This window comes from Rhizobium sp. WYCCWR10014 (assembly GCF_001657485.1).
GTDB lineage: Bacteria > Pseudomonadota > Alphaproteobacteria > Rhizobiales > Rhizobiaceae > Rhizobium.
On record NZ_LXFU01000024.1, the window covers coordinates 49,746 to 71,510 of the forward strand.

The window sequence follows — 21,765 nt, forward strand, 5'->3', positions numbered from 1 at the left end:
CGGGTTTCGAAACTTCCAACCAACAGGGATCAATATGAAAAAACTTGCACTTGCTCTCGCAGCGACAGCTGCCCTCGTTTTGAGCATCGGTTCGGCCGCCGAGGCGGCTGACAAAACCAAGGTCTGCTTCGTTTATGTCGGCACCCGCACCGACGGTGGCTGGACGCAGGCCCATGAGAACGGCCGCCTCCAAGTCGAGAAGGAATTCGGCGACAAGATCGAGACGCCCTACCTCGAAAGCGTTCCGGAAGGCCCGGATGCCGAACGCGCCATCGAGCGCATGGCCCGCTCCGGTTGCTCGCTGATTTTCACCACGTCCTTCGGTTTCATGGACCCGACTATTGCCGTCGCCAAGAAGTTCCCGAAAGTGAAGTTCGAGCATGCGACAGGCTTCAAGGCCGCCGACAATGTCGCGACCTACAATTCCCGCTTTTATGAAGGCCGCTACATCAGTGGCATTATCGCCGGCAAGCTCTCGAAAACCGGCACGGCCGGCTATATCGCCTCCTTCCCGATCCCCGAGGTGGTGATGGGCATCAATGCCTTCGAAACTGGCGCCAAGTCGGTCAATCCGAACTTCAAGATGAAGGTTATCTGGGTCAACACCTGGTTCGACCCGGGCAAGGAAGCCGATGCCGCCAAGGCGCTGATCGACCAGGGCGTCGATATCCTTACGCAGCACACGGACACGACTGCTCCAATGCAGGTCGCCGAGCAGCGCGGCGTCAAGGCCTTCGGCCAGGCTTCCGACATGATCAAGGCTGGTCCGAACGTCCAGCTGACCGCGATCATCGACACCTGGGGCAATTATTACGTCAAGCGCGTCAAGGCGCTTCTCGACGGCACCTGGAAGTCAGAGCAGAGCTGGGACGGCCTCAAGGACGGCATCTTGACGATGGCGCCCTATACCAACATGCCCGACGACGTGAAGAAACTCGCCGAAGAGACCGAAGCCAAGATCAAATCAGGCGAACTGCATCCCTTCACCGGCCCGATCAACAAGCAGGACGGCACGCCCTGGTTGAAGGCCGGCGAGAAGGCCGATGACGGCACGCTGCTCGGCATGAACTTCTATGTCGAAGGTGTGGACGATAAGCTGCCGGGTAAATAATCCCGCAAGCTATCTCGCAGATGCGAAGAGCGCCCCTGTGGGCGCTCTTTTTTTGCTGCAATGCATCCCAAGATTCCGATTTACAAAAGTAATACTATATGATTTTTTGACCCTGCGCCGCGAGATGCGGCATTGGGAGGAAATCATGAAATTGAAGACTGCACTTTTGAGTGCCACGATTCTGGCTGCCTGCATGTTCGGTTCGGCTTCGGCCGCCGGCCTCACTGTCGGCTTCTCGCAGATCGGCTCGGAATCGGGCTGGCGTGCGGCTGAAACGACCGTGACCAAGGAGCAGGCCAAGAAGCGCGGCATCGATCTGAAGTTTGCCGATGCGCAGCAGAAGCAGGAAAACCAGATCAAGGCACTGCGCTCCTTCATTGCTCAGGGCGTCGATGCCATTCTCATTGCTCCGGTCGTCGAAACCGGCTGGGACGACGTTCTCAAGGAAGCCAAGGAAGCCGAAATCCCGGTCATTCTTCTCGACCGTACCATCAAGGCTCCCGACGATCTCTACCTGACGGCAGTGACGTCGGACCTGGTCCACGAAGGCAAGGTCGCAGGCGACTTCCTGGTCAAGACCGTGGGCGACAAGAAGTGCAATGTCGTTGAACTTCAGGGCACCACCGGCTCGTCGCCGGCCATCGCTCGCAAGAAGGGCTTCGAAGAGGCCCTTGCCGGCCACGACAACCTCAAGATCGTTCGCAGCCAGACCGGTGACTTCACCCGCACCAAGGGCAAGGAAGTCATGGAAAGCTTCCTGAAGGCGGAGAATGGCGGCAAGGATATCTGCGCTCTCTACGCCCATAACGACGACATGGCCGTCGGCGCTATCCAGGCGATCAAGGAAGCCGGCCTGAAGCCAGGCAAGGATATCCTCGTCGTCTCCATCGACGCCGTGCCCGATATCTTCAAGGCCATGTCCGAAGGCGAGGCCAATGCCACGGTCGAGCTGACGCCGAATATGGCAGGTCCGGCCTTCGATGCGCTCGAAGCCTATCTGAAGGACAAGAAGGCTCCGGCGAAGTGGATCCAGACCGAGTCGAAGCTCTACACGCCGGCCGACGAGCCGATGAAGGTCTACGAAGAGAAGAAGGGTCAGGGCTACTGATCTGATGTGACGCCGCTGCATAATTCCTGAAATCGGAATTCGATTTCCGGATAAAATCATGCAGCAATTCAAAGCGCTACAGCGTCCTTATGCGTCTCAAAAGACGAGGCGGCGCTGTAGAACCGCACCGGCCCGTCATGGACCGGTGCGGAACTGCCTTTGCCGCCTTGGGACGTCATGTCCGGCCGCGGCGCGGCTTTTGCCGTCAATATCAGGAAAACAGACCCTTATGATTCACGATTTCGAGAACGTTCTCGCGGCCTCTGGAATATCGAAATTCTTTCCCGGCGCAGTGGCGCTGGATAAGGTCGATTTCACGCTCCGCAGAGGCGAGGTGCACGCATTGCTGGGCGAGAACGGTGCCGGCAAGTCGACGCTGATCAAGTGCATCACCGGCGCCTATCATCGTGACGAGGGCAGCCTGACGCTGGACGGCCAGGAAATCAATCCGGCCAATACGCTCGCCGCCCAGAAGCTGGGAATCGGCACGGTTTACCAGGAGGTCAATCTCCTTTCCAATCTGAGCGTCGCCGAAAACCTCTTTCTCGGACGCCAGCCAAGGCGTTTCGGCATGACCGACGTGCGTTCGATGAACCGCAAGGCGCGCGATCTGCTCGCCGGCTATGGCGTCGATATCGACGTTACCGCCGAACTTGGCCGTTTCTCCGTCGCTGTCCAGCAGGTGGTTGCCATCGCCCGTGCCGTTGATCTTTCCGGCAAGGTGCTGATCCTCGACGAGCCCACGGCGAGCCTCGACAATCAGGAAGTGGCGCTGCTCTTCCGCATCATCGAAGATCTGAAGAAGCGCGGCCTGGGCATCGTCTTCATCACCCATTTTCTCGAGCAGGTCTATGCGATCAGCGATCGTATCACCGTGCTGCGCAACGGCAAGCTCGTCGGCACCCGCGACGTCGCCGATCTGCCGCGCCAGGGCCTGATCGCCATGATGCTCGGTCGCGAACTGGCCCATGTCGAGGAGACGGTCAGGGAACGCAGCCTTGCGGCCGGCGACGTCCGATATCATTTTGCAGGCTACGGCAAACGCGGCAAGGTCAAACCATTCGACCTTGAGGTGCGCGCCGGAGAGGTGGTCGGCGTTGCCGGTCTGCTCGGCTCCGGCCGCACCGAAACCGCCGAACTACTTTTCGGCATCGAGCATGCCGACAGCGGCAGCGCCACGATCGACGGCCAGCCGGTCACGCTTTCGAGCCCGCGCGCCGCGATCGCAAAGGGTTTCGGCTTCTGCCCCGAGGATCGCAAGACCGATGGCATCATCGGCGACCTGTCGATCAGGGAGAACATCGCACTGGCGCTGCAGGCACGCCGCGGCTGGACGCGGCCGCTCTCGCGCGCCGAGCAGAATACGCTCGCCGACCGCTACATCAAGGCGCTCGATATCCGCACTACCGATCGCGAAAAACCGATCCGGCTGCTCTCCGGCGGCAATCAGCAAAAGGCGATCCTCGCCCGCTGGCTGGCGACCAATCCGAAGTTTCTGATCCTCGACGAGCCGACCCGCGGCATCGATGTCGGTGCCCATGCCGAGATCATCCGGCTCATCGAAGAACTCTGTGCCGGCGGCATGTCGCTGATCGTGATTTCCTCGGAACTTGAAGAGCTTGTCGCCTATAGTTCACGTGTCATCGTACTTCGCGACAGACAGCATATCGCCGAACTGACAGGCGAGCGCATCACCGCTGCCGGCATCGTCGAAGCCATTGCCGCCGCCGAACACAAGATGGAGGATGCATGAGGTCCTCCGTGAAAGCGCTGGCCTATCGCCTGGCGCCGCAATTGATCGCACTCGTTGTCATTCTTTTGTTGAATTTCATCACGTCACCGCAGTTTTTTAATGTTGTGGTTCAGAATGGCCGGCTCTATGGCAGCCTGATCGATGTGCTGAACCGCGGCGCGCCGGTGGCGCTGCTGGCGATCGGCATGACGCTGGTCATCGCCACCAAGGGCATCGACCTATCCGTCGGTGCGGTCATCGCGATCTGCGGAGCCGTCGCCGCCTCGTCGATTGTCTCAGGAAATTCAGTTGCCTACACCATTATCCTGACACTTGCGATCGGGCTTGCCTGCGGCGTCTGGAACGGTTTCCTGGTGGCGGTCCTCAATATCCAGCCGATCATCGCGACGCTGGTGCTGATGGTGGCCGGCCGTGGCATCGCCCAGCTGATCACCGAAGGCGCCATCCTGACCTTCAACGATGATGGGCTCACCTTCTTCGGCAGCGGTTCGCTGCTGCTTCTGCCGATGCCTGTCGTTATCTGGCTTCTCGTCGGCCTGCTGGTCATCCTGCTCGTCCGCCGCACGGCGCTCGGCATGCTGATCGAGGCCGTCGGCATCAATCGCCGCGCCAGCACGCTCTCCGGCATTCAAACGCCGGTGCTGCTGATGGCGGTCTATATGCTGAGTGGGATCTGCGCCTCGATTGCAGGCATCATCGTCGCAGCCGACATCAAGGGCGCCGATGCTAACAATGCCGGCTTATGGCTGGAACTCGACGCGATCCTCGCCGTCGTCGTCGGCGGCAATTCGCTGCTCGGCGGCCGCTTCAGCATTCTCGGATCGCTGATCGGCGCGATGATCATCCAGGCGGTGAACACAGGCATCCTGTCCGCTGGCTTCCCACCTGAATTCAACCTGATCATCAAGGCCGTCATCATTATCGTCATCCTCGTCATCCAGTCGCCGGCGGTACAATCGCTCGCCATCTTCGCCAGCCGCCGGCAGGGCGGTAGGGAGCAGCCGAAATGAACTCCAAATACCTGCCGCTGCTTGCGACCATCGTCATTTTCGTGCTCGCCTACGCGGGATGCGCGCTGCAATATCCGAACATTCTGTCGACGCGTGTCATCGGCAATCTTTTGACCGACAATGCCTTTCTCGGCATCGCCGCCGTCGGCATGACCTTCGTCATCATTTCGGGCGGCATCGATCTGTCGATCGGCTCGGTCATCGCCTTTACCGGCGTGTTCCTCGCGGTGATCCTGCAGAACACCTCGATTCATCCGCTGCTCGCCTTTGCGATCGTGCTCGTCATCACGACTGCCTTTGGCGGTATAATGGGCGCGATCATCCATTATCTCGAAATGCCGGCTTTCATCGTCACGCTTGCCGGCATGTTCCTGGCGCGCGGCATGGCCTTCGTGCTCTCGATCGACAGCATCCCGATCAACCACGAATATTATTCGACGCTGACGAGCCTCTATTACCGTCTGCCCGGCGGCGGGCGGCTGACGCTGATCGGCGGTATCATGCTTCTGGTCTTTGCCGTCGGCATCTTCATCGCCCAGCGCACCCGCTTCGGCACCAACGTCTATGCACTCGGCGGCGGCACGCAGACGGCCCGGCTGATGGGTGTGCCTGTCGGCCGCACGACAATCCAGATCTATGCGCTGTCGGGCTTTCTCGCGGGCCTATCCGGGATCGTTTTTTCGCTGTACACCTCTGCCGGATATTCTCTTGCAGCAGTCGGCGTCGAACTCGATGCCATCGCGGCGGTGGTCATTGGGGGGACGCTGCTGACCGGAGGAGCGGGATTCGTGGCGGGAACCTTGATCGGTATCCTGATCCAGGGGCTCATTCAGACTTACATCACCTTCGACGGCACGCTGTCGAGCTGGTGGACCAAGATCCTGATTGGCCTTCTGCTATTTGCATTCATTCTGATGCAGAAAGCCATCCTGTTCGTTTCCAGTCTGAACAAGAGGTACGCCTGAGGGGGAGACGGATCGCTTGCGCTACAAATTGGACGAGACACGCAAGACGGGGCGCAGAACCCGGACGAGCCATGCCCAGGTCGTCGACGAACTCGGCAAGGCGATCGTCGCCGGCACCTATCCCGTTGGCTCGATCCTGCCAGGCGATACGGAACTGGCGCAACGCTTCAAAGTGTCCCGCACCGTCTTGCGTGAGACGATGAAGACGCTTGCCGCCAAGGGCATGGTCGTCGCCAAGGCGCGAGTCGGCACGCGGGTGACCGAAAAGAACCTCTGGAACATGTTCGACAGCGAGATTATCGCCTGGCACTTCGACAATGGCGTGACGGAAGAATTCCTGCTGCAGCTCTACGATATTCGTCTCGCCTTCGAACCCTTCGCCGCCGGTCTCGTCGCCGAGCGGGCGAATGCCGAGGAGATCGAGACGCTGCGCGAGTTGGCGCTCGAGATGGCGGCGGCCGGTCATACGGCCGACAGTCTGGCGCTCGCCGACCTTCGTTTTCACCTCGCGATCGCGGAAGCCTCGCACAATCCCTTCATGCGGACACTGGGCAGCCTGATTGAAGCGGCTCTCGTCGGCATGTTCCGCATAAGCACGCCGCCAACCGAAAACGGCTTCGCCAATATCGCCGACACCCATATGCGCATCGTCGATGGGATCGTTTCCGGCGATAGCAGCGCTGCGCGCCGCGCGATGGAGGACGTCATCCTGGACGGCCGCCATCATGTGCATGAAGCCTTCGTAGCCCGCGGTTCTGAGGCCGTCTTAGGACCAATTTCGGCCGCAATTTCACCTTTGTGAAGGCTTGCTTATCGACAGCGTCGCGCGTCTTTTCAAGAGCAGCAAAGGATGCTGCAGCACTTTGAATGGCTGCATAATTTATCCTCAAATCGATTCCGATTTAGGGAATTTTGCAGTATGAGGCGATAAAGCCGCCTCATGGCGCGGATTCGCGGAGCAAATCATGGAACGCACTTGTCTTGCCGTCATCCTTGCCGCCGGTGACAGCACGCGGATGAAATCCTCGAAATCGAAGGTCCTGCATCCGGTCGCCGGACGGCCGATGATCGCCCACGTGGTCGAGGCGGTCGCCTCCGCCGGCATCTCGTCCGTCGCCCTTGTCGTCGGCCGTGACGCCGAGGACGTGGCCAAGGCCGCAAGCATCGACGGCGTCGGCATCGAATCCTATCTGCAGAAGGAACGCCTCGGCACCGGCCACGCGGTGCTGGCGGCGCGCGACGCGATCGCCAAGGGTTATGACGATATCCTCGTCACCTATGGCGACGTGCCGCTCCAAACCGACGGACCGCTCAAAGCCGCCCGCCAGGGCCTTGCCGATGGCAGCGATGTCGTCGTCATCGGTTTCCACACCGACCGCCCGACCGGCTATGGCCGCCTGCTCGTCAAGGACGGCGAACTCATCGCCATTCGCGAGGAGAAAGATGCGACCGATGCCGAGCGCACCGTCACCTGGTGCAACAGCGGACTGATGGCGATCAACGGCAGAAAGGCGCTCGATCTTCTCACGCGCATCGGCAATGCCAATGCCAAGGGCGAATTCTATCTGACCGATCTCGTCGAGATCGCCCGTTCGCTCGGCGGACGCGTCACCGCCGTCGATGCTCCCGAGATCGAGATGACCGGCTGCAACACCCGTGCCGAACTCGCCGTCATCGAGCGTTTCTGGCAGGAGCGCCGCCGCCACCAGATGATGCTTTCAGGCGTCACCATGATCGCGCCGGAAACGGTCTTTCTGTCCTACGACACCGTCATCGGCCAGGATGCGCTGATTGAGCCGAACGTCGTCTTCGGTCCCGGCGCGGTGATCGACAGCGGCGCCGTCATTCATGCTTTCTCGCATATCGAAGGCGCCCATGTCAGCCAGGGCGCCACCGTCGGCCCCTTCGCCCGGCTGCGGCCAGGTGCCGATCTCGCCAGCGGCGCCAAGGTCGGCAATTTCTGCGAGGTCAAGAACGGCCGGCTCGGCGAGGGCGCCAAGGTCAACCACCTGACTTACATCGGCGATGCCGTCATCGGCGCCGGCAGCAATATTGGCGCCGGCACGATCACCTGCAACTATGACGGCGTCAACAAGAGCGAGACGGTGATCGGCGAAAACGCCTTCATCGGTTCCAACTCCTCGCTGGTCGCGCCGGTGACGATCGGCGACGGCGCCTATATCGCCTCTGGCAGCGTCATCACCGCCAATGTTCCGGCCGATGCACTGGCGCTCGGCCGTGCTCGCCAGGAGATCAAGCCCGGCCGCGCGACGCTGCTGCGCGAACGCGCGCTCGCCATCAAGGCGGCGAAGAAGGCGAAGGCTTGAGGCTGCCTTGCGTAACCGGCGGAAATTGAAAGTGACCGCCGAGGTGATTGAGAAATAAGCAGGAATCGTTAGGACTGGCCTCATTGTTGAGACCGAGTGGGGATATTGCATGTGCGGCATTGTGGGGATCGTCGGAACTGCGCCTGTTGCCGGGCGCCTGGTCGATGCGCTGAAGCGTCTCGAATATCGCGGTTACGATTCCGCCGGCGTCGCCACCATTCATGACGGCGTGATGGATCGCCGCCGCGCCGAGGGCAAGCTGTTCAATCTGGAAAAGCGCCTCGACAGCGAACCGCTGCCCGGCACGACAGGCATCGCCCACACGCGCTGGGCGACCCATGGCGTTCCGAACGAAACCAATGCCCATCCGCATTTCGTCGAAGGCGTCGCCGTCGTTCATAACGGCATCATCGAGAATTTCTCCGAGCTTCGCGACGAACTGACCGAAGAGGGTTCGGTCTTCGAAACCCAGACCGACACCGAGGTAGTCGCCCATCTGATGGCGAAATACCTGCGCGAGGGCCTCGAGCCGCGCGACGCCATGCTGAAGATGCTGAACCGGGTGACCGGCGCCTATGCGCTCGCCGTTATGCTCAAGGCTCATCCCGGCACGATCATGGCCGCCCGTTCCGGACCGCCGCTTGCCGTCGGCTATGGCCGCGGCGAGATGTTCCTCGGCTCGGACGCGATTGCGCTTTCGCCCTTCACCAACGAGATCACCTATCTCGTCGACGGCGATTTCGCCGTCCTCACCCGGGACGGTGTCGCCGTGCTCGATTTCGCCGGCAAGCCCGTCAAACGCGCCCGCCAGATCTCGCAGGCGACCGCCTATGTCGTCGACAAGGGCAACCACCGCCATTTCATGGAAAAGGAAATCTACGAGCAGCCGGAGGTGATCTCCCACGCGCTCAGCCACTATGTCGATTTCGCCGAGAACACGATCGGCGCCAATGCCGCTGCGATCGACTTCAAGGCAGCGACCGGACTTGCGATCTCGGCCTGCGGTACTGCCTATCTCGCCGGCCTCGTCGGCAAATACTGGTTCGAGCGATATGCCCGCCTGCCTGTTGAAATCGACGTCGCCTCCGAATTCCGTTATCGCGAAATGCCGCTGTCGCCGTCGCAGGCAGCGCTCTTCATCTCGCAGTCCGGCGAGACCGCCGACACGCTGGCATGCTTGCGCTATTGCCGCGACAACGGGCTGAAGATCGGCGCCGTCGTCAATGTCCGCGAATCGACGATCGCGCGCGAATCCGACGCCGTCTTCCCGATCATGGCCGGGCCCGAAATCGGCGTCGCCTCGACCAAGGCCTTCACCTGCCAGCTTGCCGTGTTGGCAGCGCTGGCGATCGGCGCCGGCAAGGCGCGCGGCACGGTGAGTGCTGACGAGGAGAGGTCGCTGGTGCGCCATCTCGCCGAAATGCCGCGCATCATGAGCCGCGTGCTGAACCTTATCCAGCCGCAGATGGAAAGCCTGTCGCGCGAGCTGTCGAAGTGCAAGGACGTGCTCTATCTCGGCCGCGGCACCAGCTTCCCGCTTGCCATGGAAGGCGCGCTGAAGCTCAAGGAAATTTCCTATATCCACGCCGAAGGTTACGCCGCCGGCGAATTGAAGCACGGACCGATCGCGCTGATCGACGAGAACATGCCTGTCATCGTCATCGCCCCGTACGACCGTTTCTTCGAAAAGACCGTCTCGAACATGCAGGAGGTGGCAGCCCGCGGCGGCCGCATCATCTTCATTACGGACGAGGCGGGTGCAGCCGCCTCGAAACTGCCGACCATGGCGACGATTACCCTGCCTGTGGTCGACGAAATCATCGCGCCGATGATCTTCTCGCTGCCGATCCAGCTGCTCGCCTATCACACCGCCGTTTTCATGGGCACCGATGTCGACCAGCCGCGCAACCTGGCGAAATCAGTGACCGTGGAATAAGCCTGTAACGCCGCGACCTTCGCTTCGAAACATATTGTGCGGGACCCCGAATTCTGGCAATTTTGGTCGGCGGACAAGGGGGAAGGGCCGGCGTACCGGCCTGTCCACGACTGAGATGGAGATCATCAGGAAACGATGTCCGACAACACCCCCAGAATGCCGGTCGCGACGCGGCTGAGGAATAATTTTCTCGCAGGGCTGATCATCTGCGCGCCGATCGCGATTACCATCTGGCTGACCTGGACCTTCATCCACTGGTCGGACAGCTGGGTCCGGCCCTATATTCCGGCGCGCTGGAATCCGGAAAGCTATCTCAATTTTGCCATTCCCGGCTTCGGCCTGCTGATCGCCGTCGTGCTGATCACCGTCGTCGGCTTTCTCGGCAAGAACCTCATCGGCCAGAGCATCGTTCGGTTCGGCGAATCGATCGTTCAGCGCATGCCGCTGGTGCGCACGATCTACAGAAGCGTGAAACAGATTTTCGAAACCGTGCTGAAGGAACAGGCGAACTCCTTCAAGAAGGTTGGCCTCATCGAATATCCGGGTCCCGGCCTCTGGGCACTGATCTTCATCGCCACCGACGCCAAGGGCGAAATCGCTTCGAAGTTCGATGCCATGGGCCAGGACATGGTCGCCGTCTTCCTGCCGCCGACGCCGGTGCCGACAGCCGGCTTCCTCATCTTCGTGCCGCGCGAGAAGATCGTCATGCTCGACATGTCGCCGGAAGACGCCGCCAAGTTCCTGATTTCGGGCGGGCTTGTGGCGCCCGAACACAAGCCGGCCGATCCCAAGCAGAAGCATTTGCCGCGGCCTAAGCCAGTCGCGGTTTCCAAAGCGGATTGATGCATGTCGCCCAAAAGTGTTCAGCGGTTTTGGGGTAACGACATGCATGGAACAAAGACTTAAAGCGCGCCGCGGCGCGCTTTATCCAGCCCTGAGAAAACGGATCGCCTCGTCGCGGCGGAAAAGATAGAGCAGGGTGCGGATCGCCGCTCCCCTCTCCGTGGTCAATTCCGGATCCCGTTCGATGAGGTAAGCCGCATCTTTGCGGGCGATCTCCAGCAGGTCGGCATGCGCCTCGAGGCTGGCGATGCGGAAGCCCGGCGTGCCGGATTGCCTTGTGCCGAGCAATTCGCCTTCACCGCGCAGCTTCAGGTCTTCCTCGGCGATGCGGAAGCCGTCCTCCGTCTCCCGCATGATCGAGAGCCTGGCATGGCCGGTCTCGCCGAGTGGTCCCTTGTAGAGCAGGATGCAGGTCGAGGCCTCGTCGCCGCGCCCGACCCGGCCGCGCAACTGATGCAATTGCGCCAGGCCGAAGCGTTCGGCATGTTCGATCACCATGATCGTCGCATCCGGCACGTCGACACCGACCTCGACGACGGTGGTGGCGACGAGCAGCCGGGTCTCGCCGTTCTTGAACGCCATCATCGCCGCGTCCTTCTCCGGCCCGCTCATGCGGCCGTGGATGAGGCCGACATCCGGGCCGAGTGCCGAGACCAGCGTCGCGTGCCGCTCCTCGGCCGACATCAGATCGAGCTCCTCGGACTCCTCGACCAGCGGGCAGATCCAATAGGCCTTCTTGCCCTCGGCGATCGCGCTTTGCAGTCGGCCGACGATTTCGCCGGTCCGTTCCATCGGCACGGTGATCGTTTGGATCGGCTTGCGGCCGGCCGGTTTTTCTGTGAGCTTGGAGACGTCCATATCGCCGAAGGCGGCGAGCACCAGCGTGCGCGGGATCGGCGTCGCCGTCATGACAAGCATATGCGGCGAGAGGCCCTTGGCGGTCAGCCGCAGGCGCTGATGCACGCCGAAACGGTGCTGCTCGTCGACGACGGCAAGCATCAGATTGGCATAGGCGACACTGTCCTGGAACAGCGCATGCGTGCCGATGATGATCTGGGCAGCACCCGAGGCGATGCGCTCCAGGATTTCCTCCCGCTCGCGTCCCTTGGTGCGCCCGGTCAGCACCTCGATGCTGAGTCCGGCGGCGGCGGCGAATTTCGAGACTGTCGCGTGGTGCTGCCGCGCCAGGATTTCGGTCGGCGCCATCAGCACGGCCTGACCGCCGCTCTCGATCACCGCCGCCATCGCCATCAGCGCCACCAGCGTCTTGCCGGAACCGACATCGCCTTGCAGCAGCCGCAGCATGCGCTCGTTGCCGGCCATATCCTTCAAAACCTCGGCGATCGCCTCGTTCTGACTTGATGTGAGCGAGAAGGGCAAGGCCTTCAGGATCTTGCTGCTGATGGCGCCGGTCGGATGCACCGGCTGGCCCGCCACTTTGCGCAGCCTCTGCCGCACCAGGCTCAGCGACAGCTGGCCGGCGAGGAATTCGTCATAGGCAAGCCGCCGCCGGGCAGGGGCCTGCGGGTCGATATCCCCAGGGTCGCACGGCTCGTGCAGCATGTGGAAACTGTCGCGGATCGACGGCAGGCCCTGTTTCTCCGTCAAGGCCAGGTCGATCCATTCCGGCAGCTCGGGAAAGCGCGGCAGGCCGGCGTCGATGATCTTGCGGAGCGTCTTCGACGAAAGCCCCGCTGTCAGCGGATAGATCGGCTCGACCAACGGCAGGCTCTCCGCCTCGTCGGCCCTGACGATATAATCGGGATGCACCATCGAGGCGCGGCCGTTGAACCAGTCGATCTTGCCGCTGACCGTCACCTCCGCGTCAACAGGTAGCTGCTTTTCCAGCCACGCTGCCTGTCCGCGGAAGAAGACCAGCGTCAGCTCGCCGGTCTCGTCATGCAGGAAGACGCGGTAGGGGATATTGCTTTTGCCGCCCGGCGGCACCTGGTGGCGGTCGACGCGCGCCGTGATCGTCACGATCGCCCCCTGCGGCGCGCGGGCGATGCCTGGCTGGTTGCGCCGGTCGATCAGCGAGAAGGGCGCGTGGAAGAGCAGATCGATGACCCGGCAATCCTCCAGCGTCTCGCGCCCGAGCAGCTTGACCAACAGGTCGGCGATCTTCGGGCCGACGCCCGGAAGGCCAGAAATGGGGGAAAACAGAGGATCGAGAATGGCGGGGCGCATGCGGCCAAAATGCGATGAACAATGCGGCCTTGGCAAGGCTGACAAGCCGCTTTCCAGGGTCTATAGAGGCGCATCAACAGGAAGGTAATGCCATGACAGGTGTCACGCTCACGAGTGCCGGTCTCGACCCGCGCCGCCGCAGAATCCTTTTCCGCTGCTGGCATCGCGGCATCCGCGAGATGGATCTGGTCTTCGGCCAGTTCGCCGAAGCCGAGGTCGCGACTCTGTCGGAAGCCGAACTCGACGAGTTCGAGACGATCATGGCGGAAGAGGACAATGATCTCGTCCGCTGGATCATGGGAACATGGCCGGTGCCTGAGCGTTTCCAGACACCGATGTTTGCCCGCATCGCCGCCTATAAGCCCGATTTTGACAAGCCCCTCAGGACGCCGGAATGATCCCTGGTTTCGATGCGAAGAAGCTTGCGGCCATTGCCGAGCCGCTGACGATCGGCAATGTGCCGGCAGGTCTTGAAACGCTGCTGCTCGCCGAGCTCGCCCGAACGGGAGAGCCGGTCGCCTATGTCATGTCCGACGGCCACCGAATGGCCGATCTCGAGCAGATGCTGGGCTTTGTCGCCCCCGACATTCCGGTTCTCACCCTGCCGGCCTGGGACTGTCTGCCCTATGACCGCGTCTCGCCGAGCGCCGACACCTCGGCCCGCCGGCTTGCCGCACTCGGCGGCCTCATCGCCCATCGCAAGAAGCCGCATGCCGCAATCGTGCTCGTCACCGCCAATGCCATGCTGCAGAAGGTGGCGCCGCAGGATGTCATCGAAAGCCTGACTTTTTCGGCCCGTCCCGGCAACCAGCTGCGCATGGACGATCTCGCCGGTCGCCTGGAGCGCAATGGCTTCGAGCGGGTCGCGACCGTTCGCGAGGTCGGTGAATATGCCGTGCGCGGCGGCATTCTCGACGTCTTCGTGCCGGGTTCCGAAGAGCCGGTCCGTCTCGATTTCTTCGGCGACACGCTGGAATCGATCCGCAGCTTCGATCCGGCCAGCCAGCGCACGACCGGCCAGGTGCGCTCGCTTGATCTCAACCCGATGAGCGAGGTGACGCTGACGCCGGATACGATCAGCCGCTTCCGCAAGAATTACCTCTCCGCTTTCGGCGCGACCACCCGCGACGACGCGCTCTATCTCGCCGTCTCCGAAGGCCGCCGATACCCCGGCATGGAGCATTGGCTGCCGCTTTTCTACGAGAAGCTCGATACCGTCTTCGATTATCTCAGCGGTTTCCGGATCGTCATCGACCATACGGTGCGTGAGGCAGCAGAAGAGCGCTCCAAGCTCGTTTTCGATTATTACGACGCCCGCCTGAATTCCGGCCAGCCGGCCAAGGGCCAGATGACGCAGGGCACGCCTTACAAGCCGGTGACGCCGGGCCAGCTCTATCTCGACAGCAAGCTTTTCGTCAAAACACTCGACGCGCTCGGCGCGATCCGCATCAGCCCCTTCAACGAGCATGAGGGTGAGGCGCGGCGGGTCGTCAATGTCGACGCCCGTCAGGGCCAGCGCTGGGCCCGCTCGAACGCCGAAGGCGGAGGCGATGCCGAACGCATCAATATCTTCGACGTCGTCGTCAAGCATATTGCCGACCGCCGCGCCGCCGGCGCCAAAGTGCTGGTCACCGCCTGGACCGAAGGTTCGCTGGAGCGCCTGCTACAGGTGCTGAACGAACACGGCCTGGAAAAGGTCAAGCCGATCGAGGCGCTTAAGGATGTCGGCTCGCTGGCGAGAGGCGAGGCGGCCGCTGCCGTGCTCAGTCTCGAAGCCGGCTTCGAGGCCGGTGACCTCGTCGTCATCGGCGAGCAGGACATCCTCGGCGACCGCATGGTGCGCCGCTCCAAGCGCCGCAAGCGCGCAGCCGATTTCATCTCGGAAGTCGCGGGCCTCGACGAAGGCTCGATCGTCGTCCACGCCGAACATGGTATCGGCCGCTTTATAGGGCTGAGGACCATCGAGGCGGCAGGTGCTCCGCATGCCTGCCTCGAACTGCAATATGCCGACGAGGCCAAGCTGTTCCTGCCGGTCGAAAACATCGATCTGCTTTCGCGCTATGGCGGCGAGGGCACCGAGGCCCAGCTCGACAAGCTCGGTGGCGGCGCCTGGCAGATGCGCAAGGCCAAGCTCAAGAAGCGCCTGCTCGACATGGCCGATGCGCTGATCCGCATCGCCGCCGAGCGCTTGACGCGCCATGCGCCGATGCTGACGACGCCGGAAGGCCTCTACGACGAATTTGCCGCCCGCTTCCCCTATGACGAGACCGAGGACCAGGAAAACGCCATCGAGGCGGTGCGCTCCGACCTCGGCGCCGGCCGGCCGATGGACCGCCTCGTCTGCGGCGACGTGGGTTTTGGCAAGACCGAAGTGGCGCTGCGCGCCGCCTTCGTCGCCGCGATGAACGGCGCCCAGGTCGCTGTCGTCGTGCCGACGACGCTGCTTTCCCGCCAGCATTTCAAGACCTTCTCCGACCGTTTCCGCGGTCTGCCGGTGCGCATCCAGCAGGCCTCGCGCCTTGTCGGCGCTAAGGAGCTGGCGCTGACCAAGAAGGAGGTGGCGGAAGGCAAGACCGATATTGTCGTCGGCACCCATGCGCTGCTCGGCGCCGGCATCAAATTCGCCAATCTCGGCCTGCTCGTTATCGACGAGGAACAGCATTTCGGCGTCAAGCACAAGGAGCGGCTGAAGGAGCTGAAGAGCGACGTACATGTGCTGACGCTATCGGCAACGCCGATCCCGCGCACGCTGCAGCTTGCCATGACCGGCGTGCGCGAACTGTCGCTGATCACCACGCCGCCGGTCGACCGCATGGCCGTGCGCACTTTCATCTCGCCCTTCGACAGCCTGGTCATCCGCGAGACGTTGATGCGCGAGCATTATCGCGGCGGCCAGAGCTTCTATGTCTGCCCTAGGCTTGCCGACCTCGAGGACGTGCATGCCTTCCTGCAATCGGATGTGCCGGAGCTGAAGGTTGCCGTCGCCCACGGCCAGATGCCGGCCGGCGAACTCGAAGACATCATGAACGCCTTCTATGAAGGCCGCTACGACGTGCTGCTGTCGACCACCATCGTCGAATCCGGTCTCGATGTGCCGACAGCCAACACGCTGATCGTCCATCGTGCCGACATGTTCGGCCTTGCCCAGCTTTATCAGCTGCGCGGCCGCGTCGGCCGCTCGAAGGTGCGCGCCTTCGCCCTCTTCACCCTGCCGGTCAACAAGGTGCTGACGGCCACCGCAGAGCGTCGCCTTAAGGTGCTGCAGTCGCTGGATACGCTTGGCGCCGGTTTCCAGCTGGCGAGCCACGATCTCGATATCCGCGGCGCCGGCAACCTGCTCGGCGAGGAGCAGTCCGGCCATATCAAGGAGGTCGGCTTCGAACTCTACCAGCAGATGCTGGAAGAGGCGGTCGCCGAGGTCAAGGGTGTCGACGAGATCCACGACACCGGTTGGTCGCCGCAGATCTCGGTCGGCACGACGGTGATGATCCCGGAAGGCTACGTGCCCGACCTGCATCTGCGCATGGCGCTCTACCGCCGTCTCGGCGAAATCACCGAGCTCAAGGAGATCGACGGCTTCGGCGCCGAGATGATCGACCGATTCGGGCCGATGCCGATCGAAGTCCAGCACCTGCTGAAGATCGTCTATATCAAATCGCTCTGCCGCACCGCCAATGTCGAAAAGCTCGATGCCGGCCCGAAGGGCGTCGTCGTGCAGTTCCGCAACAAGGAATTCCCCAACCCGGCAAACCTCGTCGGTTATATTGGCAAGCAGGGCACGATGGCGAAGATCCGCCCCGATCACAGCCTGTTCTTGACCCGCGACCTGCCGACGCCGGAAAAACGCCTGCAGGGCGCAGCTGTTATCATGACGCAACTGGCGGAACTGGCGAAATAGAGCAATTCCAGCAAAACTGTGCCGCGGTTTTGCTGGGTAAAGCGCGAAGCGATTTTGCCGGGGAATTGCATGGAAAAAGGAGATAGAGATGGGAACATACGGCGCAACGATCGCCTGGCAGCGGAACGGCGAAACCTTCACCGATAACCGCTACAGCCGTGCCCACCGCTGGACCTTCGACGGCGGTATCGAGGTGAAGGCATCCTCGTCTTCGCATGTCGTTCCGCTGCCCTATTCGGCCGAGGATGCCGTCGATCCGGAGGAGGCTTTCGTCGCCTCGCTCTCCAGCTGCCACATGCTCTGGTTCCTGTCGATCGCCGCCAAACAGCGCTTTTGCGTCGACAGCTATACCGATGCTGCCGAGGGCATCATGGAGAAAAATGCCGAAGGCCGTCTTGCCATGACCGTCGTGACCCTGCGTCCGCATGTCGTCTTCAGCGGCGAAAAGCAGCCCTCGCTCAGCGAGTTGGAAAGCCTGCATCATCGCGCCCACGACGAATGTTTCATCGCCAATTCGGTGAAGACCGAGGTGCGTTGTGTTCCGGTTCTAGGCTAGAGCTGGGGCCGTCGACGTCAGTTGAGGCCTGATCGTGCCTCGGCTTTCGCCTTGGCGATATCGCGCAACGCGTTCGCCAGGACGTCAGGCGTCTGTGCACCGCTGACGGCATATTGCTGGTCGAAGATGAAGAATGGCACGCCGTTGACGCCCATCTCCTGGGCTGCCTTGATCTCGGCGACGATCAGGTTGCTATCGGCATCGGAGGCAAGCAGCGAGGCGATGACAGAGCGGTCGAGGCCTGATTTTTCGGCGATATCGAGCAGCACCGCATGGTCCCCGACATTGTGGCCTTCCTCGAAATTCGCCTTGAACAGCGCTGCAACGACCTTGTCCTGCTTCTCGCGGCCTTCGATCATCGCCCAGTGGATCAGCCGATGCGCATCGAGCGTGTTCGGGCCGATCTTGATCGCCTCAAAATTAAAGGCAATGCCGACTTCGCGGCCGTAATCGGAGAGCATCTTGTGCGCCTGCGCCACGCGCTCCTCGCCGCCGAGCTTCTCCGCCAGCGCCTTCTTCTGGTCGACGCCTTCCTTGGGGTAGTCGGGATTGAGCTGGTACGGCCGCCAGTTAATGTCGACGCCGATTTGGTCCTGCACCTCGGCGATGGCGAGTTCCAGTCGCGCCTTGCCGAGATAGCACCAGGGGCAGACGACATCCGAGACGACGTCGATGGTGATACGCTCCATGATGATTTTCCTTATTCTGTGCGTCTCCAAGGGAGACATTTAAGCCGAGGCGGTTCGGCTGCTCTTATTGGGCGCTCGTATCCCACCATAGCGGCAGCTGATAGCCATAGAGCGGCACCGCGTCGGGATGGCCGATGCGCTTGCTGCGCGCCACCCATTGCTGGCCCATATGATAGAGCGGCAGCACGTAATGGCTGGACAGCAGCAGCCGGTCGTAGGAGCGCACCGCCGCGGTGAAATCCTCGGCCGAGCGCGCCCTGAGCAGGTGATCGATCAAGGCATCGAGATCGGGGTCGGCAGCGCCTGCGAAGCTATCGCTGCCCTCGCGGGTCTTAGCGGCTGAAGACCAGCGGCCGAGCTGTTCGTTTCCAGGCGATAGCGAGGAGGTGTAGGACTTCATGATCATGTCGTAGTCGAAGCTGTTCGTCCGGCTCTGGTACTGCGAATCGTCGACCGTGCGGATCGAAGCGGCAATGCCGATCGTCTGCAGCGAGCGCTGATAGGCGACGGCAAGCTTCTCCTGGTCGGCGTTCTGCGTCATGATCTCGAAGGCGAGCTGGCGGCCGGAGCCATCGAGCATCTTGCCGCCCTGGATCGTATAGCCGCCCTGTTTCAGCTGCTCGACGGCCTGCTTCAGAACATTGCGGTCGCGGCCGGAGCCGTCGGTGACCGGCAGCTTGTAGGTGCCGTCGAGAATCTCCGGCGCGATTTTGTCCTTGATCGGCCCGAGCAGGGCAAGCTCGGCGGCATTGGCGGGAATTCCGAAACTCGACAGCTCGGAATTCTGCCAGAAGCTCTGGGTGCGTTTGTAGGCGCCGGAATAAAGGTTCTTGTTCGCCCATTCGAAATCGAACACCAGCGACAGGCCTTCGCGCACTTTGGGATCGGCAAAGATCGGTCGGCGCGTGTTGAACACGAAGCCGAGCATGCCGCTTGGCAGTTTCGGTGTGAACACGTCCTTGACCACAGCCCCCGAGGTGACGGCGGGGAAATTATAGGCATTGGCCCAATGACCGGGATTGCCGTCGGGATAGATGTCGACATCGCCCTTCTTGAAGGCCTCGAACAGCGTCGTATCCTGCAGGAAATACTGGACGGTGATCTGGTCGTAATTGTCGGTGCCGACCTTGGCGGGAATGTCCTTGCCCCAGTAGTTCGGATCGCGCTCATAGGTGATGCTCTCGCCGGGCTTCACCGTCTTCACCTTGTAGGGACCGGAGCCGACCGGCGGCGTCAGCGAAGAACGGTCGAAGGTTTCTGGGTCGATCGCATGTTTCGGCAGCACCGGGAAAAGACCGAAGATCAGCGGCGTCTCACGGTCGGCCTTATCGTTGAAGGTGAAACGCACACTGCGCTCGCCGACCTTTTCCATCTTGGCGACGACGTTGAGGCGGTTGGCGAAGGGCACTCGGCCCTTGTCGCGCATCAACTCGAAGGTGAACATCACATCCTCGGGCGTCACCGGCTGGCCATCGGCCCATTTCGCCTTCGGATTGAGGTTGAACTGGATGAAGTTCCGGTCGTCGTCCCATTCGACCGTTTCGGCGAGCAGGCCGTAGAGCGTGAAGGGCTCGTCCCTGGAGCGTTGCATCAGCGATTCGTAGACGAGATTGCCATAATCCGGATCCCACATGCCGCGCGCCGTCGTGCGCATGCTCTTCAGGATGAACGGGTTGAGGCTGTCGAAGGTGCCGACGACGCCATAGGTGATCTTGCCGCCCTTTTTCACGTCGGGATTGACGTAAGGGAAGTGTTTGTAGTCCGCCGGCAAAGCCGGCTCACCGTGCATCGCGATGCCGTGCAGCGGCTCTGCGGCAACAGAGCCACACAGCAGCGAGAGAACGAGGGGGACGACGATCCGGAGCATTCGGCAATCCTTGATCCGTGAAAACGGGCATGATTCACCGCGGAGATTATCATGGGGTCGATCGATTCCAACACGGAACGGCGATTTCTTTGGCATCGCGACGAAATGCACCTCAAATTGCCAAAGAAATGCTGGATATCTTGAACGCTGCGATGTAACAGGTAAACCCGAAGTTTCGGGGTCATGCATTTGCCTTATTTTTTTAAGAGGTGGAGTGCCGAACGACCCGATGGTTGGGGCGGCAAACCGCTGCCCCGAACGGATATCAGGAGACGGAATTCGTTATGATGTTCAAGTCTGAAAAGAAAATGCGGGCAGCACTGTCCGTTCTGGCGGTGGTGTTCGGCGCTTCGGCTCCGGTCTCCTCCTTCGCACAGGATGCGGCGGCACAGGCTCCGGCCGATGCCCCGGCACAGGCCGCAGGAGCGCCGAAGCTCGGCTGGTACAAGACCTGTAGCAAGCAGGAAGACAACGACATCTGTGTTGTCCAGAACCTGATCCTCGCCAATGGCGGCCAGCTCGTCACGGCCGTCGGCCTGATCTCGGTTTCCGGCAAGATCAACCGCAAGCTCCTGCAGGTCTCGGTTCCCACGGCACGTCTCGTTCCTCCCGGCGTCGTCATGCAGATCGACGGCGGCAAGGGCCAGAAGCTCGACTACGCCGTCTGCCTGCCGGACAAGTGCACCGCTGAAATTCCGCTGACCGACGCAATGATCGCCAGCCTCAAGAAGGGCAGCGACGTGATCTTCACTTCGATCAACTTCCGCCGCGCTCCGAACCCGATCAAGATTTCGCTCGAAGGCTTCACCGGTGCTTATGACGGCGAACCGGTTTCCGAATCCAAGCTCGCTGAAAGCCAGCGCAGCCTGCAGGACAGCATGCAGAAGAAGGCCGAGGAAGCCCGCAAGAAGCTGGAAGACGCCCAGAAGGCAGCCAAGGCTCAGTAATCCTGCCACTTTCTTTGAAACAGAAACCCGGCTTCGCGCCGGGTTTTTTGTTGCGCAAAGAAAAGGCCTCGCCGGGAGAAGCGAGGCCTTGATTCAACGATCAGCACGACTGAGTTAGTGGGCGAAGCTCATCTTGGGTTTGAACTGCCCTGACGGGGCTTGATCGAAAATCTGGTAGATCTGTGGATTGCGAAGCGGCGTGCCGCTTTCGTCGTTCATCAGGTTCTGCTCAGAGACATAGGCGACATATTCGCTTTCGTCATTTTCAGCGAGCAGGTGATAGAAGGGCTGGTCCCTGCTCGGGCGCACCTCGGCCGGAATGGAATTCCACCACTCCTCCGTATTCGCGAACTCCGGATCAACGTCAAAGATGACGCCGCGAAACGGAAATACCTTGTGCCGAACCACTTCGCCAATACTGAACTTTGCTATTCTTTCTTTCATGGTACGACTTCCTTTCATCACCAAATTTGGTGATTGGTGTCGCGCAAATCAAGATTTTGCGCGCCGTTCGTCACATGAACGTCATATCCTCGCCACTTGCCGTTCATGACCTGGGAGGCGAAAG

The 21,765-nt window shown here is 61.5% G+C and carries 17 protein-coding genes; 13 read left to right on the top strand and 4 right to left on the bottom strand.

What is annotated here, in order from left to right; all coding sequences use genetic code 11:
• Nucleotides 1-34 precede the first annotated feature (34 nt).
• The 9 genes from A6U98_RS03205 to A6U98_RS03245 all read left to right on the top strand — a co-directional run bounded on the left by A6U98_RS03205 (nt 35) and on the right by A6U98_RS03245 (nt 11,053).
• The gene (locus A6U98_RS03205; protein WP_062943246.1) at nt 35-1,111 is read left to right on the top strand and encodes a BMP family ABC transporter substrate-binding protein; all 1,077 of its coding nucleotides are present in this window, start codon (nt 35-37) and stop codon (nt 1,109-1,111) included.
• Nucleotides 1,112-1,256: 145 nt separating this feature from the next.
• A complete protein-coding gene (ytfQ, locus tag A6U98_RS03210; RefSeq protein WP_003539585.1) occupies nt 1,257-2,219 on the top strand; it encodes a galactofuranose ABC transporter, galactofuranose-binding protein YtfQ in 963 nt (320 codons plus the stop codon).
• A 229-nt stretch (nt 2,220-2,448) separates the two neighbouring features.
• The gene (ytfR, locus tag A6U98_RS03215) at nt 2,449-3,972 is read left to right on the top strand and encodes a galactofuranose ABC transporter, ATP-binding protein YtfR (RefSeq protein ID WP_027684735.1); all 1,524 of its coding nucleotides are present in this window, start codon (nt 2,449-2,451) and stop codon (nt 3,970-3,972) included.
• The gene (locus tag A6U98_RS03220) at nt 3,969-4,982 is read left to right on the top strand and encodes an ABC transporter permease (RefSeq protein WP_018241994.1); all 1,014 of its coding nucleotides are present in this window, start codon (nt 3,969-3,971) and stop codon (nt 4,980-4,982) included. The genes ytfR and A6U98_RS03220 overlap by 4 nt, the downstream gene beginning before the upstream one ends.
• Nucleotides 4,979-5,947: a galactofuranose ABC transporter, permease protein YjfF gene (gene yjfF, locus A6U98_RS03225; RefSeq protein WP_064648021.1), complete on the top strand. Its 969-nt coding sequence runs from the start codon at nt 4,979-4,981 to the stop codon at nt 5,945-5,947. The genes A6U98_RS03220 and yjfF overlap by 4 nt, the downstream gene beginning before the upstream one ends.
• Before the next feature lie 16 nt (nt 5,948-5,963).
• A complete protein-coding gene (locus A6U98_RS03230) occupies nt 5,964-6,749 on the top strand; it encodes a FadR/GntR family transcriptional regulator (protein WP_064648023.1) in 786 nt (261 codons plus the stop codon).
• A gap of 163 nt (nt 6,750-6,912) precedes the next feature.
• On the top strand, nt 6,913-8,274 hold the full coding sequence (glmU, locus tag A6U98_RS03235; RefSeq protein WP_064648025.1) for a bifunctional UDP-N-acetylglucosamine diphosphorylase/glucosamine-1-phosphate N-acetyltransferase GlmU: 1,362 nt from the start codon (nt 6,913-6,915) through the stop codon (nt 8,272-8,274).
• Between the two features lie 109 nt (nt 8,275-8,383).
• The gene (gene glmS, locus A6U98_RS03240) at nt 8,384-10,210 is read left to right on the top strand and encodes a glutamine--fructose-6-phosphate transaminase (isomerizing) (RefSeq protein ID WP_064648028.1); all 1,827 of its coding nucleotides are present in this window, start codon (nt 8,384-8,386) and stop codon (nt 10,208-10,210) included.
• A 135-nt stretch (nt 10,211-10,345) separates the two neighbouring features.
• Nucleotides 10,346-11,053 (top strand): DUF502 domain-containing protein, encoded by a 708-nt coding sequence (locus A6U98_RS03245; RefSeq protein ID WP_064648030.1) that lies wholly within the window; start codon nt 10,346-10,348, stop codon nt 11,051-11,053.
• 81 nt (nt 11,054-11,134) lie between these two features.
• Here the strand turns inward: A6U98_RS03245 and recG are convergent, their stop codons facing one another.
• Nucleotides 11,135-13,240 carry an ATP-dependent DNA helicase RecG gene (gene recG / locus A6U98_RS03250; RefSeq protein WP_064648299.1) on the bottom strand — a complete coding sequence of 702 codons (2,106 nt, stop codon included), beginning with the start codon at nt 13,238-13,240 and terminating at the stop codon, nt 11,135-11,137.
• A gap of 92 nt (nt 13,241-13,332) precedes the next feature.
• Here recG and A6U98_RS03255 point away from each other — a divergent pair, with 92 nt between their 5' ends.
• From A6U98_RS03255 to A6U98_RS03265, 3 genes are all read left to right on the top strand, one after another.
• Complete coding sequence (locus A6U98_RS03255; protein WP_017960426.1) at nt 13,333-13,638, top strand: succinate dehydrogenase assembly factor 2; 306 nt, start codon at nt 13,333-13,335, stop codon at nt 13,636-13,638.
• Nucleotides 13,635-17,138 carry a transcription-repair coupling factor gene (gene mfd, locus A6U98_RS03260; RefSeq protein ID WP_064648032.1) on the top strand — a complete coding sequence of 1,168 codons (3,504 nt, stop codon included), beginning with the start codon at nt 13,635-13,637 and terminating at the stop codon, nt 17,136-17,138. Before A6U98_RS03255 ends, mfd begins: the two co-directional genes overlap by 4 nt.
• Nucleotides 17,139-17,226: 88 nt before the next feature.
• Nucleotides 17,227-17,694 carry an OsmC family protein gene (locus A6U98_RS03265; protein WP_018242003.1) on the top strand — a complete coding sequence of 156 codons (468 nt, stop codon included), beginning with the start codon at nt 17,227-17,229 and terminating at the stop codon, nt 17,692-17,694.
• Nucleotides 17,695-17,711: 17 nt separating this feature from the next.
• On the opposite strand, the gene A6U98_RS03270 is transcribed toward A6U98_RS03265, so the two are convergent.
• Both A6U98_RS03270 and A6U98_RS03275 read right to left on the bottom strand, forming a co-directional pair.
• Nucleotides 17,712-18,383: a DsbA family oxidoreductase gene (locus A6U98_RS03270; protein WP_064648034.1), complete on the bottom strand. Its 672-nt coding sequence runs from the start codon at nt 18,381-18,383 to the stop codon at nt 17,712-17,714.
• A 64-nt stretch (nt 18,384-18,447) separates the two neighbouring features.
• The gene (locus tag A6U98_RS03275) at nt 18,448-20,250 is read right to left on the bottom strand and encodes an extracellular solute-binding protein (protein ID WP_064648036.1); all 1,803 of its coding nucleotides are present in this window, start codon (nt 20,248-20,250) and stop codon (nt 18,448-18,450) included.
• Nucleotides 20,251-20,534: 284 nt separating this feature from the next.
• Here A6U98_RS03275 and A6U98_RS03280 point away from each other — a divergent pair, with 284 nt between their 5' ends.
• Nucleotides 20,535-21,197: an invasion associated locus B family protein gene (locus A6U98_RS03280; RefSeq protein ID WP_064648038.1), complete on the top strand. Its 663-nt coding sequence runs from the start codon at nt 20,535-20,537 to the stop codon at nt 21,195-21,197.
• A 114-nt stretch (nt 21,198-21,311) separates the two neighbouring features.
• Here A6U98_RS03280 and hspQ read toward each other — a convergent pair whose 3' ends face one another.
• Complete coding sequence (gene hspQ, locus A6U98_RS03285; protein WP_003559363.1) at nt 21,312-21,641, bottom strand: heat shock protein HspQ; 330 nt, start codon at nt 21,639-21,641, stop codon at nt 21,312-21,314.
• Nucleotides 21,642-21,765: the final 124 nt, after the last annotated feature.